19 protein-coding genes are annotated in these 26,106 nt (G+C 64.3%); 11 read left to right on the forward strand and 8 right to left on the reverse strand.

Annotated elements, in window-relative coordinates; translation table 11 throughout:
- Positions 1 to 48 precede the first annotated feature (48 nt).
- The 4 genes from purL to AB1A62_RS16825 all read right to left on the reverse strand — a co-directional run bounded on the left by purL (position 49) and on the right by AB1A62_RS16825 (position 7,007).
- Positions 49 to 2,214, reverse strand: a complete 2,166-nt coding sequence (gene purL, locus AB1A62_RS16810) for a phosphoribosylformylglycinamidine synthase subunit PurL (protein ID WP_366662616.1) — start codon at positions 2,212 to 2,214, stop codon at positions 49 to 51.
- Between the two features lie 103 nt (positions 2,215 to 2,317).
- Complete coding sequence (locus tag AB1A62_RS16815) at positions 2,318 to 3,388, reverse strand: BamA/TamA family outer membrane protein (RefSeq protein WP_366662617.1); 1,071 nt, start codon at positions 3,386 to 3,388, stop codon at positions 2,318 to 2,320.
- Positions 3,389 to 3,431: 43 nt separating this feature from the next.
- The gene (locus AB1A62_RS16820; RefSeq protein WP_366662618.1) at positions 3,432 to 5,702 is read right to left on the reverse strand and encodes a mechanosensitive ion channel family protein; all 2,271 of its coding nucleotides are present in this window, start codon (positions 5,700 to 5,702) and stop codon (positions 3,432 to 3,434) included.
- 399 nt (positions 5,703 to 6,101) lie between these two features.
- Positions 6,102 to 7,007 (reverse strand): LysR family transcriptional regulator, encoded by a 906-nt coding sequence (locus AB1A62_RS16825; RefSeq protein ID WP_366662619.1) that lies wholly within the window; start codon positions 7,005 to 7,007, stop codon positions 6,102 to 6,104.
- A 169-nt stretch (positions 7,008 to 7,176) separates the two neighbouring features.
- On the opposite strand from AB1A62_RS16825, the gene AB1A62_RS16830 reads away from it, so the two are divergent.
- The 10 genes from AB1A62_RS16830 (at position 7,177) to AB1A62_RS16875 (ending at position 18,995) form a co-directional block, all read left to right on the forward strand.
- The gene (locus AB1A62_RS16830) at positions 7,177 to 10,596 is read left to right on the forward strand and encodes an indolepyruvate ferredoxin oxidoreductase family protein (RefSeq protein ID WP_366662620.1); all 3,420 of its coding nucleotides are present in this window, start codon (positions 7,177 to 7,179) and stop codon (positions 10,594 to 10,596) included.
- Between the two features lie 259 nt (positions 10,597 to 10,855).
- On the forward strand, positions 10,856 to 11,734 hold the full coding sequence (locus AB1A62_RS16835; protein WP_366662621.1) for a lysophospholipid acyltransferase family protein: 879 nt from the start codon (positions 10,856 to 10,858) through the stop codon (positions 11,732 to 11,734).
- 9 nt (positions 11,735 to 11,743) lie between these two features.
- Positions 11,744 to 12,553, forward strand: a complete 810-nt coding sequence (gene murI, locus AB1A62_RS16840; RefSeq protein WP_366662622.1) for a glutamate racemase — start codon at positions 11,744 to 11,746, stop codon at positions 12,551 to 12,553.
- 113 nt (positions 12,554 to 12,666) lie between these two features.
- Positions 12,667 to 13,695: an N-acetyl-gamma-glutamyl-phosphate reductase gene (argC, locus tag AB1A62_RS16845; RefSeq protein WP_366662623.1), complete on the forward strand. Its 1,029-nt coding sequence runs from the start codon at positions 12,667 to 12,669 to the stop codon at positions 13,693 to 13,695.
- A 39-nt stretch (positions 13,696 to 13,734) separates the two neighbouring features.
- A complete protein-coding gene (ccmE, locus tag AB1A62_RS16850) occupies positions 13,735 to 14,178 on the forward strand; it encodes a cytochrome c maturation protein CcmE (RefSeq protein WP_174144811.1) in 444 nt (147 codons plus the stop codon).
- Between the two features lie 196 nt (positions 14,179 to 14,374).
- Positions 14,375 to 14,986 (forward strand): holin-associated N-acetylmuramidase, encoded by a 612-nt coding sequence (locus tag AB1A62_RS16855; protein ID WP_366662624.1) that lies wholly within the window; start codon positions 14,375 to 14,377, stop codon positions 14,984 to 14,986.
- On the forward strand, positions 14,977 to 15,552 hold the full coding sequence (locus AB1A62_RS16860; RefSeq protein ID WP_366662625.1) for a holin family protein: 576 nt from the start codon (positions 14,977 to 14,979) through the stop codon (positions 15,550 to 15,552). Before AB1A62_RS16855 ends, AB1A62_RS16860 begins: the two co-directional genes overlap by 10 nt.
- A gap of 110 nt (positions 15,553 to 15,662) precedes the next feature.
- A complete protein-coding gene (locus AB1A62_RS16865; protein ID WP_366662626.1) occupies positions 15,663 to 17,627 on the forward strand; it encodes a heme lyase CcmF/NrfE family subunit in 1,965 nt (654 codons plus the stop codon).
- 5 nt (positions 17,628 to 17,632) lie between these two features.
- Positions 17,633 to 18,106 (forward strand): cytochrome c-type biogenesis protein, encoded by a 474-nt coding sequence (locus AB1A62_RS16870; protein ID WP_366662650.1) that lies wholly within the window; start codon positions 17,633 to 17,635, stop codon positions 18,104 to 18,106.
- Positions 18,107 to 18,215: 109 nt separating this feature from the next.
- Entirely contained in the window at positions 18,216 to 18,995 is a 780-nt protein-coding gene (locus AB1A62_RS16875; protein WP_366662627.1) for an enoyl-CoA hydratase-related protein, read from the forward strand.
- 48 nt (positions 18,996 to 19,043) lie between these two features.
- Here the strand turns inward: AB1A62_RS16875 and AB1A62_RS16880 are convergent, their stop codons facing one another.
- From AB1A62_RS16880 to gltX, 3 genes are all read right to left on the reverse strand, one after another.
- Entirely contained in the window at positions 19,044 to 20,063 is a 1,020-nt protein-coding gene (locus AB1A62_RS16880) for a calcium-binding protein (RefSeq protein WP_366662628.1), read from the reverse strand.
- A gap of 289 nt (positions 20,064 to 20,352) precedes the next feature.
- A complete protein-coding gene (locus AB1A62_RS16885) occupies positions 20,353 to 21,648 on the reverse strand; it encodes a citrate synthase (RefSeq protein ID WP_366662629.1) in 1,296 nt (431 codons plus the stop codon).
- Between the two features lie 129 nt (positions 21,649 to 21,777).
- Positions 21,778 to 23,178 carry a glutamate--tRNA ligase gene (gene gltX, locus AB1A62_RS16890; protein ID WP_366662630.1) on the reverse strand — a complete coding sequence of 467 codons (1,401 nt, stop codon included), beginning with the start codon at positions 23,176 to 23,178 and terminating at the stop codon, positions 21,778 to 21,780.
- Positions 23,179 to 23,257: 79 nt separating this feature from the next.
- Between gltX and AB1A62_RS16895 the strand changes: the two genes are divergently transcribed.
- The gene (locus tag AB1A62_RS16895; RefSeq protein WP_366662631.1) at positions 23,258 to 25,321 is read left to right on the forward strand and encodes a ComEC/Rec2 family competence protein; all 2,064 of its coding nucleotides are present in this window, start codon (positions 23,258 to 23,260) and stop codon (positions 25,319 to 25,321) included.
- Here the strand turns inward: AB1A62_RS16895 and lexA are convergent.
- A complete protein-coding gene (gene lexA / locus AB1A62_RS16900; protein ID WP_366662632.1) occupies positions 25,315 to 26,022 on the reverse strand; it encodes a transcriptional repressor LexA in 708 nt (235 codons plus the stop codon). The genes AB1A62_RS16895 and lexA overlap by 7 nt on opposite strands.
- Between the last annotated feature and the right edge of the window lie 84 nt (positions 26,023 to 26,106).

Consider the following 26,106-nt stretch of genomic DNA (forward strand, 5'->3'; position numbering starts at 1 on the left):
ACAGCTGCGCCATCCCGCCCGTTTAATGTCAACGCTTTGCGCCGAAGATCAAGCCACTGCAGCGGCGAAACTGGAGCGGAAGATGTCCTTCAGCTCGGCCAGCGGCGCTTCGGAGCCGCCGATCTTCACCGTGTCGCCGCCGAACTTGCCGACGGTGGTCAGCGGAACGCCCGCCTGACCTGCGGCCAGCATCAGCGCCTCGGCCTGGTCGAAGTTGCAGGCAATCAGGTAACGTGCCTGGTCCTCGCCGAACACGGTCTGGGTGTCGCCCGCGTCGAGCTGTACGCCGACGTCGGCCTCTTCCGCCATTTCAAACGCGGCCAGCGCCAGGCCTCCGTCGCCGAGGTCGGTGCAGGCCTTGATCAGCTCGCGGTTGGCGCGGATGAATTCGCCGTTGCGCTTCTCGGCTTCCAGGTCCACCGCCGGGGCGTCGCCGTCCTCGCGGTTGAAGACCTCTGCCAGCAGCGCCGATTGGCCCAGGTGGCCGGTGGTTTCACCCACCAGCAGGGCGACATGGCCGTCGCGCGCCTCGCCGATGATCGGCTCTTCGCCAGCGGCAATCAGGCCGACGGCGCCGATGGTCGGGGTCGGCAGGATGCCCTTGCCGTCGGTTTCGTTGTAGAGCGACACGTTGCCGGAGACGATCGGCATATCCAGCGCGGCAACTGCTTCGCCGATGCCCTTGATGGCGCCGACGAACTGGCCCATGATTTCGGGCTTTTCGGGGTTGCCGAAGTTCAGGTTGTCGGTGGTCGCCAGCGGCTTGGCACCCACGGCGGTCAGGTTGCGGTAGGCTTCTGCGACTGCCTGCTTGCCGCCCTCAAACGGGTTCGCCTTGACGTAGCGCGGGGTCACGTCGGAGGTAAAGGCCAGTTTCTTGTCGGTGCCATGCACCCGCACGATGCCGGAGCCTGCACCCGGACGGCGCTGGGTATCGCCCATCACGGTGGTGTCGTACTGCTCATAGACCCACTGCTTGCCCGCATAGTTGGGCGAGGACAGCAGTGCCTTCAGGCCGTCAATCGGGTCGATGGTAGGCACATCGGCATCGGTCAGCGGTTCAGCGGCCGGGGTTTCCACCCAGGGGCGGTCGTATTCCGGTGCGGTGGAGGACAGTTTCGACAGCACCAGATCGGCTTTCACTTCGCCGTTGTGCATGATCAGGAAGCGGTCTTCTGCAATGGTTTCGCCGACGATGGCGAAGTCCAGATCCCACTTTTCGAACACCGCGCGCGCCTCGGCTTCCAGCTCCGGCTTCAGCACCATCAGCATCCGCTCCTGGGATTCCGACAGCATCATCTCGTAGGCGGTCATGTTCTCTTCGCGCTGGGGCACCTTTTCCAGGTCCAGGCGCACGCCCAGCTTGCCCTTGTCGCCCATTTCCACGGCAGAGCAGGTGAGGCCCGCCGCGCCCATGTCCTGGATCGAGATCACCGCGCCGGTCTGCATCAGCTCCAGCGTGGCTTCCATCAGGCGCTTTTCGGTGAAGGGGTCGCCGACCTGAACGGTGGGGCGCTTTTCCTCGATGGTGTCGTCGAACTCGGCGGATGCCATGGTTGCACCGCCGACACCGTCACGGCCAGTCTTGGCACCCAGGTACACAACCGGCATGCCAACGCCGGAGGCGGCGGAGTAGAAGATCGAGTCGGTGCGTGCGAGGCCCGCGGCAAAGGCGTTTACCAGGCAGTTGCCGTTATAGGCGGGGGGGAAGCGGACTTCGCCGCCTGCACAAGGCACGCCAAAGCAGTTGCCGTAACCGCCGATGCCTTCAACCACGCCGTTGACCAGCTGGCGGGTTTTGTGGTGGCCGGGCTCGCCGAAGGACAGCGAGTTCATCGAGGCGATAGGCCGCGCGCCCATGGTGAAGACGTCGCGCAGAATGCCGCCAACCCCGGTTGCCGCGCCCTGGTAGGGTTCGATGTAGGAGGGGTGGTTGTGGCTTTCCATTTTGAAAACAACGGCATCGCCGTCGCCAATGTCCACGATGCCCGCGTTCTCACCGGGGCCGCAGATCACCTGCGGGCCGTCGGTCGGCAGGGTGCGCAGCCATTTCTTGGAGGACTTGTAGGAGCAGTGCTCGTTCCACATTGCCGAGAAGATGCCCAGCTCGGTGAAGGTCGGCTCCCGCCCGATGATTTCGAGGATCAGATCGTACTCATCGGGCTTCAGCCCGTGGTTTGCGATCAGTTCAGGCGTGATGGCGGGTTCCTGCATCCGTAAACGTCCCCAATGGCTGCGATTGCGCGCCTTTTAGAGCAAGCTTTGCCATTGGGAAAGAGGGGTTGCGCAAACGGATGCACGCAGAGTGGCCGCAGGGTCAGAACCGCTGCCCAACATAGACATAGAGCTGGGTTTCCTGCTCGTTGTTGCGGCTGACATCAATGGAGAAATCGACCGGAAACTTCCTGGACACCCGGTAGCGGACGCCTGCGCCCGCAGCACTGTGGCTGCCGCCCTGCGTCAAATCGCCGAACTCCGGCCCGGTCCAGCCGGCGCCGGCAAAGACCACGCCGCCCCAGCGCTTGGAAAACCGCCTGCGGTACTCTGCCTGGACGGAGGCAGAGCGCGCGCCAATAAACCGGGTGCTGTTGAAGCCGCGCATGTTGTCGGTGGCCCCGATTGAGCATTGGTCAAAGAACGGCGTGCTGGCGGAGGCGGCACACAGGGTGCCGCGCAGCGCAAACACTCCGTGGCGCCCCAGCGGGCGGTAGCCGTCGAGAATGGCATAGCCCTTGTCATACCGGCGGCTGAGCCCGCCCAGCGCGTGGGAGCGGGTGGCAAATGCCGTCAGCCGGGTGCCCTGGGTGGGATAGTCGCTGTCATCGCGCCGGTCCCAGTCAAGGCTGAGGCCGAAGGTGCCGATCTCCAGATCGGCGTCCGGTTGCAGCTCCGGCGGCAGCAGGCCCGCGTTTGGCGTGATGCTTGTCTCCAAGTAGCGCAGCACGATCCCGGCCGACAGATCCGGCGCCACCCCGTAGGCGGCGTTGATCCGCACCAGCGACCCGTCCTGACTGACCGGCAGCACCCCAAGCCCGGTATAGAGGTCGTAAACCGCATCCGCCCGCGCTGCGAGCGCCTTGATCTGCCAGCGGTTGCCGGGCAAGGCGAGGCTGACCATACCCGCCGCCGCCTGGCTGCCATTGTCGGACCTGAGCCCGCCCAATCCGATCACCGAGGTATTGGCATCGGGGCTGGTCTTGAACAGATACCCGGCGCCCAGCGCCAGACCGGAGCCGATCATCGGGCTGGAAAACGGCACCGGCGCAACCACGACGGAGCCGTTGCGGAAGCCATAGCCCTCAGACTTCTGCGCCGTCTCGATATGGCCGAGGTGCCGCTCGGTTTGCTCGGGCCCAGCGGCCAGCCCGGCAGAGGCAAGGACCGCCACACCCGCCGCCAGGGCGGCGGACCTGATGGCACGGAACAGGCAGTTACTTCTTCTGCCCGGCACCGTCTTCGGCCCCTTCGGCTGCCTGCTGCTGTGCAGCGCTGCCGGCGGCGGCGGCGATGGCGGCCTTTTCGGTGTCGTTCAGCTGGTCGGTATCCTCCAGCCCCGGAATCGCCACCCGGACCTCGCGGCGGGCAAAGTCGATGCCGTTCTCGGCAAAGGCGGCCTTGACCCGGTTGTAGATCTCCTTGCGGATGGTGAACTGGGTGCCCGGCTTGGCCATGAACTTGCCGCGGATGATCATCCCGACGTCATCAAAGTCGAAGACACCCTGGCTTTTGAACGGCTGCAGGAAGTCGTCCTTGTAAAGCTCATCCTCCAGCATCGAGGCGCCGATTTTCTTGAAGATCTTCTTCACCTTGTTGGGGTCGGTGTCAAACGGCACGGTGAAACGCAGCTTCATGATTACCCAATCGCGGCTGTAGTTGGTCAGCTTGGGAATCTCGCCGTAGGGAATGGTGTTGATCGGGCCGCGGTGGTGGCGCAGCTGCATGGAGCGGATCGAGATCTTCTCAACCGTGCCGCGGGTGCCTTCGACCTCAACATATTCGCCGACCCGGAAGGCGTCGTCGATCAGAAAGAAGATGCCGGAAACCACGTCCGACACCAGCTTCTGCGCGCCAAAGCCGATGGCGAGGCCCAGGATCCCGGCCCCGGCCAGCAGCGGCGTGATGTCAATGCCCAGCGCCCCGATTGCCAGCAGCCCGAAGATCACCACAATTGCGATCTGGGCGGTGACCAGCAGCAGCGGCAGCACCGTTGCAAGCCGCGAGCCGCCCGCGCCGCCGCCTTCGCCGCCGGCCTCGGCCTCTTCGCCGGAGGTCTGCTCCTTGGCGAGGCGCCGGTTGATCCAGAGCGACACGCCCTCATAGACCACATAGCCAACCGCGATGGTCATGAGGCAGCCGATGATATTGCCGCCGATGCCCTCCGCGCCGGAGGCGATTTCCATCAGGTCGACATCCCAGGCATTGGAGATGATCATCAGCACAATGCCCGCCACCAAGACACGGCCAATCCGGATATAGCTGCGCTTGGTCGACTTATAGGCTTCGGCCGCCAGCCGGCCCTCGCCGGACATCGGCGGCACCAGATGCTTGACCAGCCCGCGGATGGCGGTGTCCAGCGCCGGCGCGGCCAGCAGCCAGAACATGGTGACGTAGTGGGCGCCGTGGATCAGCTGCGCCACCTTGCCCAGCCCGACCAGGGTCCCCACCACCACCCAGGTCAGGGCAGCCACCGCCATTGCGAAGTAGGGATAATAATGTGCTGCAACCTCGTCATACCGGGTGCGGTCCGGGTCGGTGCCGCGCATCATGTCTGTCAGGCCCTCTCGCGCGGTCCAGGCAATCCAGATGATGTAGACATAGACCAGGCTGTCCAGCCAGTAGGCCAGGCGGATCGATTCCGGAGCGATGCCGTTAGAAGTGTTGAAATTGACCGAGAAGATAGTCAGCCCGGCCAGGAAGATCAGGCCGATCGTGTGCAGGTGCAGGAAATCCGCCCAGCGGTCGCTGGCGTTGACCAGCCGCCGGTCCGGCCGCTCCGGAGCCATGATGAAGCGGGACACGGCCGCACCCACACGCGGCAGCCAGATAAGATAGGTGACCATCGGTGCCGCAAACTGCAGCATCTGCGCGTTCAGCAGCGTCCGGCCCACCGCACGGATCACGACGTAGAACACCACCAGGCCAATCATCTCGCGCAGGAACCGCCGGCCCAGAAAACTCAGTGCGCCTGCCAGCGTATCCGCCGAACCGCTGACAGTCTCTAGATTGCGCCAGCGGGCAATCAGCTTGCGCACGGCAAATTCCGCGGCCAGGCCGATGGCCAGCGTCAGGGCAATCAATCCGAACATTTGCAGCACACCGCCCAGGCCGCCGTGCTTCTGGACAAAGTTGCTGATCGCGCGGGACTGGCCTTCCGGCAGCACCGGCAGTTTGCGCACCGCATCCGTGACGGGCAGCGTAAAGGCCGTCCACAGCTGCACCACCCGCCCGGTCAGTGTCGGCGGCGGGGCCGCAGCCTCCTCGCGGGCGGCCACCGCATCAAGCCGTTCCAGCAGCAGCGCCCGTACCTGATCGTCCGACATCCGGGCAACCATCTCATGTATGGCCTCTTCAGTCAGCGGATCGGGAAGGGCGGGCGCAGCCGCCGTTTGCGCCATTGCAGGCGTCTGCCAGGCGGCTCCCAGAACGAGAACCGTCAAAATTACGCTGAAAATGCGGGCAAAGTGCTGAAAGAATGCCGTCATCAGAACCTCCTGGGTCAGGAAATCAAGCCGGGTGCGGGGAAAACCCTGGCCCAGTTGAACCGATGAGTTGTATTCAGGTCAAAGAAAAAAGGGACGATTGCGCAATGCTTTATTCCACGCCGCGCCTTGCAGGCGGCGGTTGGGGCCAAAAAAAAGGCCGAGCACTAAGCTCGGCCGAAGTCCAACAGGGAGGTATGAAGGGGGGCAGCGCCGCCGCCTTCATGAGGTTCATTTAGGGCGCCGCGGTTAACCCTTCAAGGGGATTAACGCCAAATCAGCGTCAATGCTGCTATGCGGTTTTTGCATGGCTGGCACCGGATGTGCCGGGCCGCGGATATCCGGACCTTCCTAGCGGCCGCAAACCCCTAGAATACTCAGGCCAGAAAAGGAACCGGACGCTCAGAGCTTGCCGAGTTCCTTCATATGCTTGCGGTGGGCCATGATTTCGCTCTGCACAAAGTCGCGGAAGGCGCCGACGCGCTGGGAATGGCGCAGCTCCTCCGGATAGGCGAGGTAGACCGGCACCTCGTTCTGAACCTCTTCCGGCAGCACTTCGACCAGCTGCGGAAATTCCTCCGTCACATAGTCCGGCAGAATGCCGATGCCCAGATTGTGCAGCACGCCCTGCAGCACGCCGAAGTAGTTGTTCACCGTCAGCAGCGAGCCGGGATCCAGCGCCATCAGCTTCTTGCCCAGCACCGCGGCAGAGCCCACCTGGGCCGAGCGCTGGTTCTGACAGATCAGCCGGTGCTGGGTGATATCTTCGGAGGTTTCCAGATTGCCGTGCTTCTCCAGATACTCCGGCGTTGCATAAAGCCCCATGCGCACGGTCATCAGCCGCTTGCGCACCAGATCGGCCTGGCTGGGCTCCTTCATGCGGATCGCCACATCGGCTTCGCGCATCGGCAGGTCCAGCACCCGCTCCTCCAGCATCAGGTCGATCTTGAGGTTGGGGTACTGCTCATAAAGCTTGGTCAGCCGCGGTGCCAGCCACAGGGTGCCAAAGCCGACAGTGGTGGTGACGCGCAACTCGCCGAACACCTCCTCCTCGCTGTCGCGGATGCGGGCAGAGGCCGCCTCCAGCCGAGCGGACATGGATTGGGTGGCGTCAAACAGCAGCTCGCCCTGCTCGGTGAGAATCAGTCCGCGCGCATGGCGGTGGAAAAGCGTCGCATTGAGGCTCTCTTCCAGTGCGCGGATCTGGCGGCTGACCGCTGATTGGGACAAATTCAGCTTGTCACCCGCATGGGTCAGGCTGCCCGCATCGGCCACTGCGTGAAATATTCTGAGCTTATCCCAATCCATATGTGTTACTTTCTGTCCGTTCGGGGCCGACTGTATGAAATCTTAGTTATGTATCAGTTTTGACGGCGCAAGCGAGCAAAATCGAAAAAAATGCGGCTATTCAGGTCAGTATTTATGACCTATTCTTGCGGGCAGAAAGTGCAAGCTAATCCCGGTTGAGGAGGCCACGATGAGCACGCCGAAAATCACTCTGAACGACAAGTATGATCTGACCAAATCGCCCGTGCTGCTGAACGGCACCCAGGCGCTGGTGCGGCTGATGCTGATGCAGAAGCACCGCGACATGGCGGCGGGTCTCAACACCGCCGGGCTTGTCACCGGCTACCGCGGTTCGCCCCTGGGGGCAGTGGACCTGCAGATGTCCCGCGCCGAAAAGCAGCTGAAAGAGGCGGATGTCACCTTTCAGTACGGTCTGAACGAGGATCTGGCCGTCACCGCCCTTTGGGGCGCGCAGCAGGCCGAGGTGCGCGGCGAAGGCAAGTATGACGGCGTCTTTGGCCTGTGGTACGGCAAGGGCCCGGGCGTTGACCGCTCCGGCGATGCGATCCGCCACGCCAATATGGCGGGCTCCTCCAAATACGGCGGCGTGCTGCTGGCGATGGGCGATGACCACACCGGCGAAAGCTCCACCGTGCTGCACCAGTCGGAATGGTCGCTCCTGGACTGCTACCTGCCGATCGTCAGCCCGGCCGGCGTGCAGGAAATCCTGGATTACGGCATCTACGGCTATGCGCTCAGCCGCTTCTCTGGCCTCTGGACCGGCCTCAAGACCATGAAGGACACCATCGAGGTGACCTCGGTTGTCGACGCCCGCCCGGATCGGATGCAGCTGGTCACCCCGGAATTCGACATGCCGGCCGACGGGCTCAACATCCGCCTGGATGACGACCGCTTCCGCCAGGAAAACCGCATCATCGACTACAAGCGCTTTGCGGCAGAGGCGTTCAGCCACGCCAACAAGATGGACAAGCGCATGTGGGGCAAGCCCGGCGCCAAGATCGGTTTTGTCGCCGCGGGCAAGAACTGGCTCGACCTGGTGCATGCTCTGAAGCTCTTGAACATCGACGAGAACATGGCCGAACGGCTGGGCATCACCACCTACAAGGTGGGCCAGACCTGGCCGATGGACATGAAGGGCTTCAACGACTGGGCCGAGGGGCTGGACCTGATCGTCGTGGTCGAGGAAAAGCGCAAGCTGATCGAAATCCAGATCAAGGAAGCGATCTTTGACAACCGCCGCGGCCGCCGGGTTTACGGCTGGTACAAGGGCGGCGCCGGCGGCATGCACCGCGAGGAACTGTTCCCGACCAAATATGCGCTCGACCCGATCATGATCGCCGAGAAACTGGGCGGCATCCTGATCGAGGAGGGCCGCGAGACCGAGGCAATCAAGGCCGGGCTGGAAGCCTTGGCAGAGGCGCGCCGCGCCGACAACGCCGAGGAAATCGCCACCCGCCTGCCGTATTTCTGCTCCGGCTGCCCGCACAATTCCTCCACCCGCCTGCCGGACGGCTCCCGCGCCTATGCCGGCATCGGCTGCCACTTCATGGTGCAGTGGATGGACCGCGAAACCACCGGCTTCACCCATATGGGCGGCGAGGGCGTGAACTGGGTCGGCGAGGCACCGTTCTCCACCCGCAAGCATGTGTTCCAGAACCTCGGCGACGGCACCTATAACCACTCCGGCGTTCAGGCGATCCGCGCCGCATTGGCCGAAGGCACCAACATCACCTACAAGATCCTCTACAATGACGCGGTGGCGATGACCGGCGGCCAGCAGGCCGAGGGCGGCCTGACTGCCCAGCAGATCGCGCATGAGCTGAAGGCGATGGGCGTCAAGACCATGGCCGTGGTCTATGACGAAAAGGAAGACGTGGACGCGGCCTTGTTCCCGGCCGGAATGCGGATGCATGAACGCGCCGAAATGATGAAGATCCAGCGCGAGTTCGAACAGGTCGAAGGCGTCTCTGCCATCATCTACATCCAGACCTGCGCCGCCGAGAAGCGCCGCCGCCGCAAGCGGGGCCAGTTCCCGGACCCGGATCAGCGGGTGTTCATCAACTCCGACGTTTGCGAGGGCTGCGGCGATTGCGGCGTGCAGTCGAACTGCGTCTCCATCGTGCCCAAGGACACCGAACTGGGCCGCAAGCGCGCCATCGACCAGTCCTCCTGCAACAAGGACTTCTCCTGCCTCAACGGCTTCTGCCCGTCCTTCGTGACCGTCGAAGGCGCCAAGATCCGCAAGGAAGCAACCGCGGGCCTCGACCTGCCGCATCTGCCGCAGCCGGCCTTGCCCGCGATTGACGGCACCCATAACGTGGTGATCACCGGCGTCGGCGGCACCGGCGTTGTGACCATCGGCGCGGTTCTGGCGCAAGCGGCGCAGATCGACGGCAAGGGCGCCGGGCTGATGGAAATGGCCGGCCTCGCCCAGAAGGGCGGTGCAGTGCATATCCACTGCCGGATTGCCAACAAGCCCGAGGACATCTCCGCCATCCGCGTCGCCACCGGCGAGGCGCATGCGCTGATAGGCGGCGACCTGGTGGTCAGCGCCGGCGCCAAGACCCTGGGCCTGACCACCACCGGCAAGACCGGCGCTGTGGTGAACAGCCACGAGATCATCACCGGCGAATTCACCAAGAACACCGAATTCAAGGTGCCCTCCGACCGTCTGGAACTGGCTCTGCAAGCCCGTCTCCGCGACCAGCTGGACCTGTTTGATGCCTCTGAACTGGCCCGCGTCACCATGGGCGACTCAATCTTCTCGAACATGATGGTGTTCGGCGGCGCCTGGCAGAAGGGGCTGATCCCGGTCAGCTTCGAGGCCATCGCACAGGCGATTGAGATGAACGGCGCCGCGGTGGACCGCAACAAGCGCGCCTTCGACATCGGCCGCTGGGCGGTGCTGCACCCGGAAGAGGCCGCCAGGCTGATCGAGCCCAAGGTGGTGGACAAGCCCAAGACGCTGGAGGAGAAAATCGCCTTCCGCGCCGCTCACCTCGTGGCCTACCAGGGCAAGGGCCTGGCGAAACGCTATGGCAAGCTGCTGGACGGCATCAACGATCCAGCGCTGAAGGAGGCGGTGGCAAAGGGCTACCACAAGCTGCTGTCCTACAAGGACGAATACGAGGTTGCCCGCCTGCTGCTGGACAGCCGCGCCAAGGCGGAAGCGGAATTCGAAGGCGACCTGAAGCTCTCCTACCATCTGGCGCCGCCGATGCTGGGCGGCACCGACCCGAACGGCCGCCCGAAGAAGCGCAAATTCGGCGCCGGCATGGAGCGCTGGTTCCGCCTGCTGGCCAAACTGAAGTCCCTGCGCGGCACTCCGCTCGACATCTTCGGCTACACCGTGGAACGCAAGATGGAGCGCGCGCTGATCAAGCAGTACGAGGGTGACATGAAGGAATGGCTGCCCAAGGCTGCGCCGGAGATCATGGAGCCGCTGGTGGCACTGGCCGAACTGCCGCTGCAGATCCGCGGCTTCGGCCCGGTCAAGATGGCCAATGAACAGAAGGCCGCCAAGCGCCGCGAGGAGCTGCTTGAAGCCCTGCGCCAGGGCGGTGTGCCGGTCAAGCAGGCCGCAGAGTAACATCGGGCAGGGCGGGGCACTCCCGCCCGCCTTGATCCTTTTCCTTTCAAGAAAAGGCCCAAGACCGTTGGGCCGAGCGCCGCGCTGTCGCGCGGCGCTTGCCGTTCCGCAGCGTCCTGCCCGCAGCAATTCCTCTGCTGTCCGGGGCCGCGCCGCTGCCAGGGCTTGCTGCAAAGCGTCACACCCCTGTTACGCTCCTGTTGCATAATGCGCCTCCGGCTTTATCTGGCCGCAGACACCCAACGGAGACCTCCCGCAGATGCAGGCGCAGCACCATATCGCCCGTGACATTTCCTATGCCCATTCCGCCTCCACCCGCGCAGGCCGCGCAGTGATCCGGCTGATGGAGAATTCCACAGGGCGCCTCAACCTGATCCGCCGCGCCGTCGGCTACGAGCAGGAGGTCGCCGCGGGCCGCAGCTTCTGGTCGGTGATGGCTGAGCGCTACGGGCTGACGCTGGATGTGGCCGGCGGCGCGCTCAGCAACATTCCGCAGGACAGGCCGGTGATCCTGATTGCCAACCATCCCTATGGCATCCTCGACGGGCTGATGATGGGGCATATCCTGTCCGAGGCCCGCGGCGATTTCCGCATTCTAGCCAACCATGTCTTCCGCAAGGCGGAAGATCTGAACAAGGTGATCCTGCCGGTGGATTTTGCGGAGACGAAGGAAGCCATGCGCACCAACCTGGCGACCCGCAAGGAGGCGCTCAGCTATCTGGGGCAGGGCGGCGCCATCGGCATTTTTCCGGGCGGCACCGTCTCTACCGCCGCGCGTCCCTTGGGGCATCCGATGGATCCCGGCTGGCGCGGCTTCACCGCCCGAATGATCGCCAAGTCCGATGCCGTGGTGGTGCCGGTGTTCTTTGACGGCCACACCTCGCGCCTGTTCCAGATCGCCAGCCACCTGCACGCGACCCTGCGCATGGGGCTGCTGATCCAGGAGTTCCGCAAGCGTGTCGATACCCCGGTCCGTGTGGTGATCGGCGAAGCAATTGGCCGCGACGTTCTGGCGCCAATGGCCAAAGACACAAAAGCCCTTATGGATTTCTTGCGCAAAGCGACGTATGAGCTTTCTCCAGAACCTCTCAAATCCTACGGGTATGGGTTTGAGTTCGAAGAGAAACACCGCGCGTGAGAAGGCGAAATGGCTGTAGGCATCTTTGATTCAGGCCTGGGCGGGCTGACCGTCCTGGACGCGGCGCAAAAGCGCCTGCCGGATGTGGATTTCCTTTATTACGGCGACAACGCCCGCGCGCCCTACGGCGTGCGCGACGCGGAGGATGTGTATCAGCTGACCAAATCCGCGGTCGCCGACATGTGGGACAAGGGCTGCGATCTGGTGATCCTCGCCTGCAACACCGCCTCCGCCGCCGCGCTGCGGCGGATGCAGGAGGGCGGGCTGCCCGCAGGCAAGCGGGTGCTGGGCGTCTTTGTGCCGCTGATCGAGGCGCTGACCGAACGGCAGTGGGGCGACAACTCGCCGCCGCGCGAGGTGGAGGTGAAGCACGTCGCGCTGTTTGCCACCCCGGCCACCGTCGCCAGCCGCGCTTTCCAGCGGGAACTGGCATTCCGCGCCATCGGCGTTGATGTCGAGGCGCAGGCCTGCGGCGGCGTTGTCGATGCGATCGAGGACGGCGACATGATCCTGGCCGAAGCGCTGGTGCGCTCCCACGTTGATGCGCTGAAACGCAAGATGCCGCATCCGCAGGCCGCGATCCTCGGCTGCACCCATTACCCGCTGATGGAGCAGACCTTTCAGGAGGCGCTGGGGCCGGAGGTCAAGGTGTTCAGCCAGGGCAGCCTGGTGGCCGACAGCCTGGCGGATTACCTGCAGCGGCATCCAAACATGTACGGCAATGGCGGCGGCGGCTTCTTTACCACCGGAAACCCGGGCCGCGTCAGCGACCGCGCGACCCAGTTCCTCCGACGGGAAATCACCTTTCAGGCAGCCTGACCGCATCCGCCCGGAACCTTGTTCCAGGTCAAAGTGCGCGGGCGAAGTTTTCCCTATTTCTCTCCGCAGATGGCTGCGGAACCGGCATATCACATCGAAAGACGAGGTCTGACATGACCCATAAAGTGGCTATTCTTGGCGCTTCCGGCTACACCGGCGCCGAACTGGTGCGGCTGATTGCCCAGCACCCGAACATCGACATCGCGGCGCTGTCCGCCGACCGCAAAGCCGGCATGACCATGGCCGAAGTGTTCCCGCACCTGCGCCATATGGAACTGCCGGTCCTGTGCAAGATCGATGAGATCGATTTCTCCGGCATCGACCTCTGCTTCTGCGCGCTGCCGCATAAGACCAGCCAGGAGGTGATCGCGGCCCTGCCCAAGGACCTCAAGATCGTCGACCTGTCGGCGGACTTCCGGCTGCGCGACCCAGCAGAATACGAGAAATGGTACGGCAACCCGCACGCCGCGCTGGAGCAGCAGGAAGAGGCGGTTTACGGCCTCACCGAGTTCTACCGGGAGGACATCAAGTCCGCCCGCCTGGTTGCCGGCACCGGCTGCAACGCCGCCACCGGCCAGTTTGCCCTGCGGCCGCTGATCGAGGCAGGCGTCATCGATCTGGACGAAATCATCCTGGACCTGAAATGCGCAGTGTCAGGCGCCGGCCGGTCGCTCAAGGAGAACCTGCTGCACGCGGAGCTGAGCGAGGGCTACAACGCCTATGCGATCGGCGGCACACACCGGCACCTGGGCGAGTTTGACCAGGAGTTCAGCAAGATCGCAGGCCGGCCTGTGAAAGTGCAGTTCACCCCGCATCTGCTGCCCGCCAACCGCGGCATCCTGGCCACCGTCTATGTGAAGGGCGATGCGCAGGCAATCCATGACACCTTTGCCAAGGCCTATGCCGATGAGCCCTTCATCGAGCTTCTGCCCTTTGGCGAGGCGCCGAGCACCCATCATGTGCGCGGCTCGAACTTCTGCCATATCGGTGTTGCGCAGGACCGGATCGAAGGCCGCGCCATCGTCTTTGCGGCACTGGATAACCTGACAAAAGGAAGCAGCGGCCAGGCCTTGCAGAACGCAAACCTGATGTTAGGTGAGGAAGAGACCGAGGGCCTGATGATGGCGCCGCTGTTCCCGTAACCGGGGGCGGCGCTGGCCTGGGCCTGAAATGAGGACACCATGAAGAACCTGAAGAAACAGCGCCGTATCCAGGTCATCGCGGTTGCCGCGGTGGCCCTGATCGTTGCAACCGCCCTGATCGGCTATGCCATGCGGGACGGGATCAACTATTTCCGTTCGCCCAGCCAGGTGGCCGAAGCGCCGCCGAAACCGTCCGAGGTGTTCCGCATCGGCGGACTGGTGGCCGAAGGCTCGCTGCAGCGCGGCCAGGGCGAGACCGTGCGCTTTGCCGTCACCGACGGCGGCGCAACGGTTCAGGTGGCCTATACCGGCGTTCTGCCCGACCTGTTTGAGGAGAACCAGGGCATGGTCGGCACCGGCAGCTATGTGAACGGCGTGTTTGAAGCCACTGAAATCCTGGCAAAACACGACGAAACCTACATGCCCAAGGAAGTCATGGACGCGCTGAAGGAGCAGGGGGTCTATCAGGAGCCCGAGACCTGAGGCTAGCGCTCAAGGTAGAGCCCTCCCGCCCCAATGACGCCTCCCCTCGGGGAGGCGTTTTGCGTTGGGCCGGCCACCGCACCGCGCATTGCGCGGCGGCGCTTCCCAAGGGTGTTGCGCAGGCAGCGTACGGTGGTCTCAGCGGATGTTAGCACCTTTGCGGCAGCATGTTCCGAACCGGAAGTGGTGAGGTGACATGCAGACTGTAAACGAGATTGCAGAACAGATCGTGGCGCGCGAAGGCGGCTTTGTGAATGACCCGGATGATCCCGGCGGCGCCACCAAACACGGGGTGACCCTTGGCACCCTTCGGCGGCTGGGGCTGGACCTGACCGGCGACGGGTCGATAGGGATTGAGGATGTGCACAGGCTCAGCCGGGCGCAGGCAGTAGAGATTTTCATCCGCCACTATTTCGAAGCCCCCCGGATAGCCAGCCTGCCAGCCTGCCTGCAGGCGACGGTGTTCGACATGTATGTGAATGCCGGCAGCAATGCGGTGCGCATCCTGCAGCGGCTGCTGAACGAAATGGGGTTTGAAGTTTCCGTAGATGGCGCCATCGGCCCGCAGACCGCATCAGCGGCAGAGCAGGCGGCATTGGTTGACGCGGATGCCCTGCGCGACGCCTACGGTATTGCCCGCCGGAACTACTACTTCCGCCTTGCCGACCGCCGCGCCGCCAGCCGCAAATTTGCCCGCGCCCGCGACGGCACCAAAGGCGGCTGGATCAAACGGGCCGAGGAGTTCATCTCCGCCCAGTACCATCTGAGCCGTCAGGCGTTTCAGCGGAGGACAGAATCATGGGGCTGATCGCAGATGTCCTTGGCCTGATTTTCGGCAGCCGCCGCAATGTCTTGCGGGAAACCGTCGAGGTGTTCCGGGAAAACGCCGAGGCGGGTGCACAGCGGGAGCATGATACGCAGTCCGCGGCGCTGCGCCAGCTGGCGGCGGAGTTCCGGTACGGCGGCAAAAGCCGGTTCGACCGGTTCATGGACGGGGTCAACCGGCTGCCGCGGCCGATGCTGGCGCTGGGAACCCTGGCGCTGCTGATCTCCGCCCTCAGCGATCCGGTCTGGTTCGCCGCCCGGATGCAAGGGCTGGCGCTGGTGCCGGAACCGTTGTGGTGGCTGCTGGGGGTCATCGTCTCCTTCTATTTCGGTGCGCGGCATCAGGTCAAAAGCCAGGAATTCCAGCAGGGCCTGGCCGCCAGCGTGGTGCGGATGCCGCAAGTTGCCCGGAACATCGCGGCGCTGGAACGCTTGCGGGCAGACTCACCTGCTGCCGCCAGCACAGGCTCCGATGCAGCCGCCCGGCTGGAGACCACCTCAGCCGGGGCGAACCCGGCACTGGAGGCCTGGAAAACCCGCCGCGGCTGATCACAATTTGCCTTCTGCGGCGGCGTGGCGCGGCGTTTGCCATTGGCCCTCCCCGCAGAGAGGCGTATAGGAAACCCATCCCTAGAGACCATGCATGGACATAGCGGCACATGATCACAGAACTCGGACATTTCGCCCTAATTCTCGCCTTCATGATCGCCATCGTGCAGGCCGTTATCCCGTTGATCGGTGCCCATAAACGCTGGCCCGGCTGGATGGCCGTGGCGGAGCCCGCAGCACAGGCGCAGTTCCTGTTCACCGCGTTCTCATTCGGCGCGCTGATGTGGGCTTTCATCACCTCCGACTTCTCGCTGAAACTGGTGACGCTGAACAGCCACTCGGCCAAGCCGATGCTCTACAAGATCTCCGGCACCTGGGGGAACCACGAGGGCTCGATGCTGTTGTGGGTGCTGATCGTCAGTCTGTTCGGGGCCATGGCATCCGTCTTCGGCGGCGGGCTGCCACCGACACTGAAGGCACGGGTGCTGTCGGTTCAGGCCGCCATCGGCGTTGCCTTCTTTGCCTTCATCCTGTTCACCTCGAACCCGTTCCTGCGGCTGACGGTCCCGCCGTTTGACGGGCAGGACCTGAACCCGCTCTTGCAGGACCCGGGCCTCGCCTTCCACCCGCCGTTCCTCTACCTCGGCTATGTGGGGCTTTCGATGGCGTTCTCCTTTGCCGTTGCCGCCCTGATCGAAGGCCGCGTCGACGCCGCCTGGGGCCGCTGGGTGCGGCCCTGGACGCTGGCGGCCTGGATCTTCCTGACCATCGGCATCGCGCTGGGGTCCTGGTGGGCCTATTACGAGCTGGGCTGGGGCGGTTTCTGGTTCTGGGACCCGGTTGAAAACGCCTCCTTCATGCCCTGGCTGCTGGCCGCGGCGCTGCTGCACTCCGCCATCGTGGTGGAAAAACGGGAAGCGCTGAAAAGCTGGACCATCCTGCTGGCGATCCTGGCGTTCGGCTTCTCGCTGATCGGCACCTTCATCGTGCGCTCCGGCATCATCACCAGCGTGCACGCCTTCGCCAACGACCCGGAACGCGGCGTGTTCATCCTGTTCATCCTGGCCTTCTTCACCGGCGGCGCGCTGACGCTGTTTGCAGCCCGCGCGCAGGCGATGGAGGCCAAGGGGCTGTTTGGCATGGTCAGCCGCGAAACCGCGCTGGTGGCCAACAATATCCTGCTGGCCGTGAGCTGCTTTGTGGTGTTCTTCGGCACCGTATGGCCGATCGTCGCGGAGATGGTCTTTGCCCGCAAGCTGAGCGTCGGCCCGCCGTTCTTCAACTCTGCCTTCACCCCGTTCATGGTGGTGCTGGGGCTTCTGCTGCCGGTGGGCGCCATGCTGCCCTGGAAGCGCGGGCGCATCGGCCGGGTGGCCTGGCAGCTGCGCTATGTGTTCCTGCTGGCGGTGTCGCTGGGCGTGCTGGCCTGGGCGATGCAGACCGAACGTTCCGCGCTGGGTCCGGTGGGGCTGTTCCTCGGCTCCTGGATGGTCTTTGGCGCGCTGGCGGATCTGTGGCTGCGCAGCGGCAAATCAAACCGCCTGCAGCGGATGCTGCGGCTGCCGCGGGCGGATTGGGGCAAGGCCGTCGCCCATGGCGGGCTCGGCATAACCATTTTTGCCATCGCCGGCCTGACCGCCTGGGAGCAGGAGGACATCCGCGTCGCCCGCATTGGCGAACCGTTTGACGTGGGCGCCTTTACCCTGGTGCTGCAGGACGTCAGCCGCGAGCAGGGGCCGAACTACTTCACCACCAAGGGCCGGGTCGAGGTGACCCGCAACGGCCGCCCCGAGGCGGTGATGTTCCCGGAGAAACGCGACTATCCAGTGGCCAAGATGCCAACCACCGAGGCCGCGATTGATTACCGCGTGACCCGCGACCTCTATGTGGTTCTGGGGGATCAGCAGCAAGACGGCAGCTGGACCATGCGCACCTATATCAAGCCCTTTGCCAACTGGATCTGGGCGGGCTGCATCCTGATGTCGCTCGGCGGGCTCCTGAGCCTCAGCGACCGGCGCTTCCGGGTGGCGGCGGGTGCGCGCAAGACACCATCGGCGGGAGTGCCAGCGGAATGAAACAGATGCGTCTTCTGATCCTTGCCCTTGCGGCGCTGATGGCCGTTGCGGTCTTCGCCCCGGCGCCTGTGCTGGCGGTGGAGCCGGATGAGGTGCTGGAGGATCCGGCGCTGGAGGCCCGTGCGCGGGAGCTGTCCAAGGACCTGCGCTGCCTGGTCTGCCGCAACGAGAGCATTGATGAATCCAACGCCGAGCTGGCCCGCGATTTGCGGGTGCTGCTGCGCGAGCGGCTGGTGGCTGGCGACAGCGACCGCGAGGCGATGGATTTCATCGTCGACCGCTACGGCGAATATGTGCTCCTGCGCCCCACTGCCAGCGGCGCCAACTGGCTGTTGTGGGCCGCCGGGCCGCTGATGCTGCTGGCGGCGCTGGTGATCGGTGTCTTCTATGTCCGCGGCCGCGCACGGTCGCCCAAGGCGGCTGAACAGCGGCTGAGCGAAGAAGAGCAGGAACGGCTGCGGAAAATCCTGGAGGATTGACGCCGGGTCTGCCTTTCCGGCCTGCGCGCTTTGCGTCACCATGCCTGCCAACCGGCTGCGGCGGCAGACAGATCCCGCGGCCCAAGGCTTTTTTAGGTAGGGCACTCCGATGGAATACAAAGAAATCCTGTTTTCGCTGCAGGACGGGCTGGCGGTGATCACGCTGAACCGGGAGGCGCGCAAGAACGCGCTGACCAGCCGGATGCGCTCTGAGATCACCCATGCAATGCGGCTGGCCGCGGGCGAGGCACGGGCGGTGGTGCTGACCGGCACGGGCGATGCGTTCTGCTCCGGCCAGGATTTGAGCGATGCGGGAAGCAACGGCGGCCCGCTCGACCTGGAGCGCACCCTGCGCGACGAATACCTGCCGATGCTGCAGGCAATCTATGACTGCCCGGTGCCTGTGGTGGCCGCGGTCAACGGCGCTGCAGCCGGGGCGGGCGCCAATCTGGCGCTGGCCGCCGATGTGGTGATTGCCTGCGAAAGCGCGTTCTTCATGCAGGCCTTCACCAGGATCGGGCTGATCCCCGATGCCGGCGGCACCTGGTTCCTGCCGCGCCAGATCGGTCTGGCCAAGGCAATGGGTGCGGCCCTGTTTGCCGACCGCATCAGCGCCCAGCAGGCCAGCGACTGGGGGATGATCTGGGAAACGGTTCCGGACGCTGAATTCGAGGCCCATTGGCGGCAGCGCGCGGCCTATCTGGCCAGCGGCCCCAGCAAGGCCTTTGCCGCCACCAAATCCGCCCTGCGCGAAAGCTATGGCCGCACCTTGGCAGAACAGCTGTCGGAAGAAGCGCATCTGCAGGGGCAGTGCGGCAAGACCCGGGATTTCCTGGAAGGGGTGACGGCCTTCATGGAAAAGCGCCCCGCGAAATTCGAGGGGCGCTGAGGCGTTCCAGACACCCCGGCGCTATCCAGCGCCGGGGCGGCAAACCGTCTAAGCCATCGGGGATGCTACCAAGGCAACCTGGGCTTCGAGATTGAAATCCTCACTTACGTCTGTGATGCGCAGCACGGTTTCACCATCAGCCCGCAATTCGGCGTCATTTGTGCCGTCCGGGTTGGCAATGCTCACAATAGTAAGGTTCGGCGCAGCGGCGGTTTCATCATAGCGGTAGACAATCATGTCTTCGCTGGCAATGAAATCGGTGACGGTGGCGTATTCGCCGTCGCTCAGCCAGTCGCCTGCCACGAATTCATCCGCACCATCCCCGCCGGTCAGGGTATCATCCCCACCGCCGATCAGAGTGTCTTGGCCATTGCCGCCGAGCAACTCGTCGCCGGTGCCATCATCGCTGATCATATAGGACTCACTTCCGATGGAGTTCGGTGAAAGGCCATGAACCAGATCATCGAACACGTCCTCAGCGAAGCTCGGCCCCCGGCCCAGGACATCGCCGCCGTTCAGAAGATCATTTCCTTCGCCGCCTTCAAGTGAGTCGGCGCCATCGCCGCCGTGCAGGGCGTCGCCGCCATAACCGCCATCCAGATCGTCATTGCCATCATCGCCTCGCAGGTAGTCTGCGCCAAGGCTTCCCTGGAGCACGTCATTGCCGGTGCCGCCATGCAGAAAATCGAGACCGCCGCCGCCATTCAATGTGTCGTTCCCCGCCTCTCCGGCGAGAAAGTCGGGATCGGCTTCGCCATGCAGGTAGTCATCGCCCTCGTCACCGTAAAGCGAATCCTGTCCCTCTCCACCGTCCAGTTCGTCCGCACCGCTGCCGCCATCCAGAAGATCACTTCCATCTTCGCCCCGGATCAGGTCATTGCCGCCAAAGCCGCCGATGGAGTCCGCCCCCTCACCGCCGCTGATGTGGTCGTTCGCGTCGTTGCCGAGCAGAAGATCGTCACCCTCAGTGCCGTTTTGCGTTTGAAAGGCTTCCTCCTCATCATCATCCAGCGCAACCGCCACGCCGCCGATTGTGAGGCCGATGCCGAGCAAAATCAAAAATTCCATGTCATCAATCCCTTAGCTGCCAGGCAGATAGCATTCTGCAAATACACGCGCGGGGCGGTCTGCCAAATCGAGTAAACTCTCCAGTTCAGTATGGGGTTGTGTGGATTTAGTCAAATACTCCTAAATATTGAATTTTTGGAAGAAACAGTCCGGCTGGAATCTGGCTATTGCCCCGGACGGCCGCCATTTCCGCGGGTTGCCCCGCAGAGTTCGGGACGGCCGCGAGCAGGGGGGCACAAAAGAAAACGCCCCGCGGTGTGCGGGGCGTCTGGATGGCTAGAACCGGCGTTTAGCGCTGTTCGATATCGACGTAGTCGCGCATGGTTTCGCCGAGGTACAGCTGACGCGGGCGGCCGATCTTGTTCTGCGGATCCGCGATCATCTCTTTCCACTGCGAGATCCAGCCGACGGTGCGCGACAGCGCGAAGATCGGGGTGAACATCGAGGTCGGGAAGCCCATCGCCTCCAGGATGATGCCGGAGTAGAAGTCGACGTTCGGGAACAGCTTCTTCTGGATGAAGTATTCGTCGTGCAGCGCGGTGCGCTCCAGCTCCTTAGCGACTTGCAGCAGCGGGTTGTCGTCGACACCCAGCAGTTCCAGCACCTCGTCCGCGGACTGTTTCAGCACCTTGGCGCGCGGGTCGGTGTTCTTGTACACGCGGTGGCCAAAGCCCATCAGGCGGAACGGGTCGTTCTTGTCCTTTGCGCGGGCGATGTATTCCGGAATGCGGTCGACGGTGCCGATTTCCTTGAGCATCTCCAGGCAAGCCTGGTTGGCGCCGCCGTGGGCCGGGCCCCAGAGGCAGGCGATGCCGGCTGCGATACAGGCGAACGGGTTCGCCCCGGAGGAAGACGCCAGGCGCACGGTGGAGGTGGAGGCGTTCTGCTCATGATCCGCGTGCAGGGTCAGGATGCGGTCCATCGCCCGGCTGAGGATCGGGTTCACATGGTATTCCTCGGCCGGAACCGAGAAGCACATGTGCAGGAAGTTGGCGGCGTAATCCAGGTCATTGCGCGGGTACACGAACGGCTGGCCGATCGAATACTTGTAGGCCATCGCCGCAATGGTCGGCAACTTGGCAATCAGACGGACCGCGGCCACCTCGCGCTGCCAGGGATCGGTCACGTCCAGCGAGTCGTGGTAGAAGGCCGACATTGCGCCGACAACACCCACCAGGGTCGCCATCGGGTGCGCGTCGCGGCGGAAGCCGCGGAAGAAGTTGTGCATCTGCTCATGCACCATGGTGTGACGGGTCACACGGGTCTCGAAATCCTCGAGCTGCGCCGCGGTCGGCAGCTCACCGTACAGCAGCAGGTAGCAAACCTCGAGATAGTGCGACTTTGAGGCCAACTGGTCGATCGGGTAGCCGCGGTGCAGCAGTTCACCTTTGTCGCCGTCGATATAGGTGATGGTGCTGTCGCAGCTGGCGGTGGAGGTGAAGCCCGGGTCGTAGGTGAACACACCTGCCTGCGCATAGAGCTTGCGGATGTCGACAACATCGGGCCCGGCCGTTGGCGAGAAAATGGGCAGCTCGTAATTTTCGCCATTCAGCGTGAGCGTGGCAGATTTCTGTGTCTCGGTCATAGATGTCCCTTCCTGTTGCGGGCACGAAAGCTGCCCCGTTCGGGCGTCTTCATGCGGGGCAGCGCCTGCGCGTCTCCGCGCAGGGGTTGTCGTCTCAGAAACAGGCGTGCCCGGCAGTTCAGACCCGGGTCAGCCTGTTGCGTCCTTGAGCCGGGCGAGGGTTTCCTCGCGGCCCAGAATCAGCATCATATCGAACACCGAAGGCGTTACCGCCCGGCCGGCCAGCACCGCCCGCAAGGGGCCTGCCAGCTTGCCGAACTTGGTATCATGTGCTTCTGCAAATGCGTTCAGAAGCGCCTCCAGATCGTCACGGACCCAGCTAGCATTTTGCAGCTGCGGCGTCAATTCTTCCAGTATACCATCGGATACAGAAGACAATGCCTTTTCTGCCTTCGCATCCCGTTCAAGAGGCCGTGAAGCAAGGATAAAATGCGCTTTTTCAAGCAGTTCAGGGAAAGTGCGCGCCCGATCCTTGAGGCAATACATCGCACGTTCCAGCCCCTGTGACTGCGCGTCAGTCAAGGCGGGTTCCCCGGCAGCGGCCAGATAGGCGCAGATTTCCTGCCGCAGCGCGGCATCATCGCCAATGGCAATGTGCTGGCCGCAGAGATTCTCCAGCTTCTTGGTGTCGAACCGGGCCGGGCTTTTGCCAATGCCAGCGAGATTAAACCACTCTTTGGCCTGGCTGTCCGTAAAAAACTCGTCATCGCCGTGCGACCAGCCGAGACGTGCCAGGTAGTTGCGCATGCCCGCGGCCGGGTAGCCCATCGCCTGATACTCCTGGGCGCCGAGCGCGCCGTGGCGTTTGGACAGCTTCTTTCCGTCGGCGCCGTGGATCAGCGGGATATGGGCCCAGACCGGCACGTCCCAGCCCATCGCCTGATAGATCATCATCTGGCGGGCGGCGTTGTTCAGGTGATCGTCGCCGCGGATCACATGGGTCACTCCCATGTCGTGGTCATCGACCACCACCGCCAGCATGTAGACCGGGGTGCCGTCGGAGCGCAGCAGGATCATGTCATCGAGCTGGTCGTTGCGGATGGTGACATCGCCCTGGACCTCGTCCTTGATCACGGTGGCGCCGTCCTGCGGTGCCTTGATGCGGATCACATAAGGCGCATCCGGATAGCTGGCGGGGTCCGCGTCGCGCCAGGGCGAGCGGTAGAGGGTCGATTTGCCCTCGGCCTTGGCCTGGTCGCGGAAGGCGGCGATTTCCTCCTGGGTGGCAAAGCATTTGTAGGCCTTGCCTTCGGCCAGCAGCTGCTTGGCAACCTCGGCGTGGCGGCCGGCGCGCTCGAACTGGCTGATCACCTCGCCGTCATGATCCAGGCCCAGCCATTCCATGCCCTGCAGGATGGCGGCGGTCGCCTCGGGCGTGGAGCGTTCGCGGTCGGTGTCCTCGATCCGCAGCAGGAACTTGCCGCCGCGGCCGCGGGCGTACAGCCAGTTGAACAGCGCGGTGCGGGCGCCGCCGATGTGCAGATAGCCGGTGGGAGAGGGCGCGAAGCGGGTGACAACCGGTTGGGTCATGTGCAGGATTTACCTTTTGGAAACCATGTGAGGCGTAGTGTTTCCGCCTGTCTACCGGGCCAGAAGGCGGGGGGCAAGCATGCGCCTTGGCACTGCCATCAGCGACGTTCTGCACGCACAGCGCGGCAACCTGTTTCTCTGGGTGCCGGTGCTTTTGGGCGCCGGGATCGGGATCTATTTCAGCCTGAAATCGGAACCAGGCGGCGCGGTGATTGCCGGCTTGGCTTCCCTGTCGCTGATGTTCGGTGTCTGCGCGCTGCTGCGGCGGCCGCTGGCGTTTCTTTGCTGGGTGCCTGCGCTGCTGGCGTCGGGGCTGTGCCTGGCCTATGCGCGAGCGCATTGGGTCTCCGCCCCGGTTCTGGACTTCCGCTATTACGGCCCGGTCGCGGGGCGGGTGGTGTCGGTGGACCGGTCGCCCACCGACGCGCTGCGGCTGACGCTGGATCAGGTGCGGCTGGACCGGGTTGCGCCATCGGATACGCCTGCGCGGGTCAGGATTTCGCTGAAGGGGCAGACGGATCTGCCACCGCCTGGCGCGCGGGTGATGACCACCGCGCATCTGCTGCCGCCGCAGGGGCCGGTGGAGCCCGGCGGGTTCGACTTCCGGCGCCACGCATGGTTCAAACAGCTCGGCGGGCTGGGCTACACACGGGTGCCGGTGCTGCTGGCGGAAGCCCCCGGTGCTGACAAGCCGGTTGAGCGGCTACGCAGATCGCTGGCGCAGTATCTGCAAAAGCGGCTGCCCGGGGAGGCCGGTGGCTTTGCAGCGGCTGTCACCGCCGGTGACCGCAGCGGTGTGGGCGAGGAGACACTGACCGCGTTGCGGCAGAGCAACCTGGCGCATCTTCTGGCCATCTCCGGCCTGCACATGGGGCTGCTGACCGGCTTTGTCTTTGCCGCGCTGCGCAGCCTGATGTGCCTGGTGCCCTGGGCCGCGCTGCGCTGGCCGGTCAAGAAGCTGGCCGCCGCCGCGGCGCTGGCAGCCGGGGCGGGGTATCTGCTGCTGTCGGGCGGCAATGTGGCGACGGAGCGCGCCTTCGTCATGGTGGCGGTGATGTTCGGAGCGGTTCTGCTGAACCGGCGGGCGATCACCCTGCGCGCGGTCGCAGTGGCAGCGGTGATCGTGCTGCTCAGGCGGCCGGAAAGCCTGCTGAGCCCCGGATTCCAGATGAGCTTTGCCGCCACCGCAGCGCTGGTGGCGGTGTTTGCCGCGCTGCGGGACGGGCAGGTGACGCTGGGGCCGCGCTGGCTTCGCCCGGTGGCAGCGCTGGTGATTTCGTCTGCCGTAGTCGGGGCTGCCCCAGCCCCTTTTGCGGCAGCGCATTTCAACACCATCCCGCACTACGGGCTGCTGGCGAACCTGCTGTCGGTGCCGGTGATGGGCACGGTTGTGATCCCCGCCGCCGTGCTGGCTTTGTGCCTGGCGCCCTTTGAGCTGGAGGGGATCGGGCTGGTGGTGATGCAATTGGGGATGGAGTGGATCCTGGCGGTGGCCCGGAGCGTCTCCGGCTTTGACGGTGCGGTGTCGCATGTGGCGGCGCCGGGACCATGGGTGCTGCCGCTGCTCTCCGGCGGCTTGGTCTTTGCGGTGATCTGGCAGGGCCGGTTGCGGCTGGCGGGGCTGCTGCCTGCCGCCGCGGCGCTGGGGATCTGGACCATGGCGGAGCGCCCGGACATCCTGATTGCCGATTCCGGCGGGCTGGTCGGGGTGATGGGAACCGAGGGCCGCGCGCTGTCGCGCGCCAAGGGGCAAGGGTTCACTGCAGAGATCTGGCTGGAGAATGACGGCGATCCGGCATCACAGCCCGCTGCCGCCTCCCGATGGGCTGCCGGGCTGGACAGCCTGCCGGTCTGGCAGGGTAAGGGGTTCCGCCTGATGCATGCGCCGGGAAAGCGTAAACTTGCGGCAGCAAGCGATTGCAAAGATAGGGATATCATCATTTCCACCGTGCCGGGCGCCGGCGGCTGCCTGCTGCTGACGCCGGAGGTGATGCGGCAGACCGGAAGCCTCGCCCTGACCCGGGACGGCAAGCTGCTGACGGCGCGGGACGCGGCGGGCGAGCGGCCCTGGACAGGCTGGCAGCCGGAGGGGCGGGAAATCCGCCGCCTGCGGCAGCTTCTGACCAGCGCGGGAGATCAGTAAGTGCGGATCAGCCCGACCAGGCGGCCCTGGACTTCCACCATGTCCTCAGGATAGCGGCGGGTTTCATAGACCGGGTTGGCGGCTTCCAGGGCGATCATGGAGCCCTCGCGGTAATAACGCTTCAGCGTCGCCTCCTGGCCCTCGACCAGCGCCACCACGATATCGCCGTTGTCCGCGGCAGAGGTTTCGCGGATCACCACGATGTCGCCGTCGTTGATGCCGGCCTCGATCATCGAGTCGCCCTTGACCTCCAGCGCAAAGTGCTGGCCGGTGGGAGCGATCATGCCGCCCGGCACCGCAACCTGGTGCGAAACCTGGCTGATCGCCTCGATCGGCACACCGGCGGCAATGCGGCCCATCACCGGCAGTTCGACCGCCGCCTGGCGCAGCGGGTCTGCTGATGCCGGGGCCGGCACCGTGGTTCTTGCCTGGCCGCCCTCGATCACCTTGGGTGCGAAGCCCTGCGGCTCGCCGGTGCCGCCGAGGCTTTCGGGCAGGCGGATGATTTCGATGGCGCGGGCACGGTGCGGCAGGCGGCGGATGAAGCCGCGTTCCTCAAGCGCCGTGATCAGCCGGTGGATGCCGGATTTCGACCGCAGGTCGAGTTCCGTCTTCATTTCGTCAAAACTGGGGGGCACGCCATCGCGCTGCAGGCGTTTGTGAATGAATTCCAGCAGTTGAAGTTGCTTCTTTGTGAGCATCGCCGCTCCCTCCGTGCCTCGTGTTTTCTTTTGTTCTACGCATGTTCACGTTTTGTGTCAACATGGATGTAGTTGAACAGAAGC

It is taken from the genome of Leisingera sp. JC11 (genome assembly GCF_040704725.1).
In the GTDB taxonomy this organism is placed as follows: Bacteria; Pseudomonadota; Alphaproteobacteria; order Rhodobacterales; family Rhodobacteraceae; genus Leisingera.

Bases quoted from the DNA above. Each gene is read 5' to 3' on its own strand.
- gltX (WP_366662630.1), bottom strand. From the start codon at position 23,178: ATGACCCAACCGGTTGTCACCCGCTTCGCGCCCTCTCCCACCGGCTAT.
- AB1A62_RS16830 (WP_366662620.1), top strand. From the start codon at position 7,177: ATGAGCACGCCGAAAATCACTCTGAACGACAAGTATGATCTGACCAAA.
- AB1A62_RS16885 (WP_366662629.1), bottom strand. From the start codon at position 21,648: ATGACCGAGACACAGAAATCTGCCACGCTCACGCTGAATGGCGAAAAT.
- AB1A62_RS16870 (WP_366662650.1), top strand. From the start codon at position 17,633: ATGCGTCTTCTGATCCTTGCCCTTGCGGCGCTGATGGCCGTTGCGGTC.
- lexA (WP_366662632.1), bottom strand. From the start codon at position 26,022: ATGCTCACAAAGAAGCAACTTCAACTGCTGGAATTCATTCACAAACGC.
- ccmE (WP_174144811.1), top strand. From the start codon at position 13,735: ATGAAGAACCTGAAGAAACAGCGCCGTATCCAGGTCATCGCGGTTGCC.
- AB1A62_RS16860 (WP_366662625.1), top strand. From the start codon at position 14,977: ATGGGGCTGATCGCAGATGTCCTTGGCCTGATTTTCGGCAGCCGCCGC.
- purL (WP_366662616.1), bottom strand. From the start codon at position 2,214: ATGCAGGAACCCGCCATCACGCCTGAACTGATCGCAAACCACGGGCTG.
- murI (WP_366662622.1), top strand. From the start codon at position 11,744: ATGGCTGTAGGCATCTTTGATTCAGGCCTGGGCGGGCTGACCGTCCTG.
- argC (WP_366662623.1), top strand. From the start codon at position 12,667: ATGACCCATAAAGTGGCTATTCTTGGCGCTTCCGGCTACACCGGCGCC.
- AB1A62_RS16820 (WP_366662618.1), bottom strand. From the start codon at position 5,702: ATGACGGCATTCTTTCAGCACTTTGCCCGCATTTTCAGCGTAATTTTG.
- AB1A62_RS16865 (WP_366662626.1), top strand. From the start codon at position 15,663: ATGATCACAGAACTCGGACATTTCGCCCTAATTCTCGCCTTCATGATC.
- AB1A62_RS16880 (WP_366662628.1), bottom strand. From the start codon at position 20,063: ATGGAATTTTTGATTTTGCTCGGCATCGGCCTCACAATCGGCGGCGTG.
- AB1A62_RS16855 (WP_366662624.1), top strand. From the start codon at position 14,375: ATGCAGACTGTAAACGAGATTGCAGAACAGATCGTGGCGCGCGAAGGC.
- AB1A62_RS16825 (WP_366662619.1), bottom strand. From the start codon at position 7,007: ATGGATTGGGATAAGCTCAGAATATTTCACGCAGTGGCCGATGCGGGC.
- AB1A62_RS16875 (WP_366662627.1), top strand. From the start codon at position 18,216: ATGGAATACAAAGAAATCCTGTTTTCGCTGCAGGACGGGCTGGCGGTG.
- AB1A62_RS16895 (WP_366662631.1), top strand. From the start codon at position 23,258: ATGCGCCTTGGCACTGCCATCAGCGACGTTCTGCACGCACAGCGCGGC.
- AB1A62_RS16835 (WP_366662621.1), top strand. From the start codon at position 10,856: ATGCAGGCGCAGCACCATATCGCCCGTGACATTTCCTATGCCCATTCC.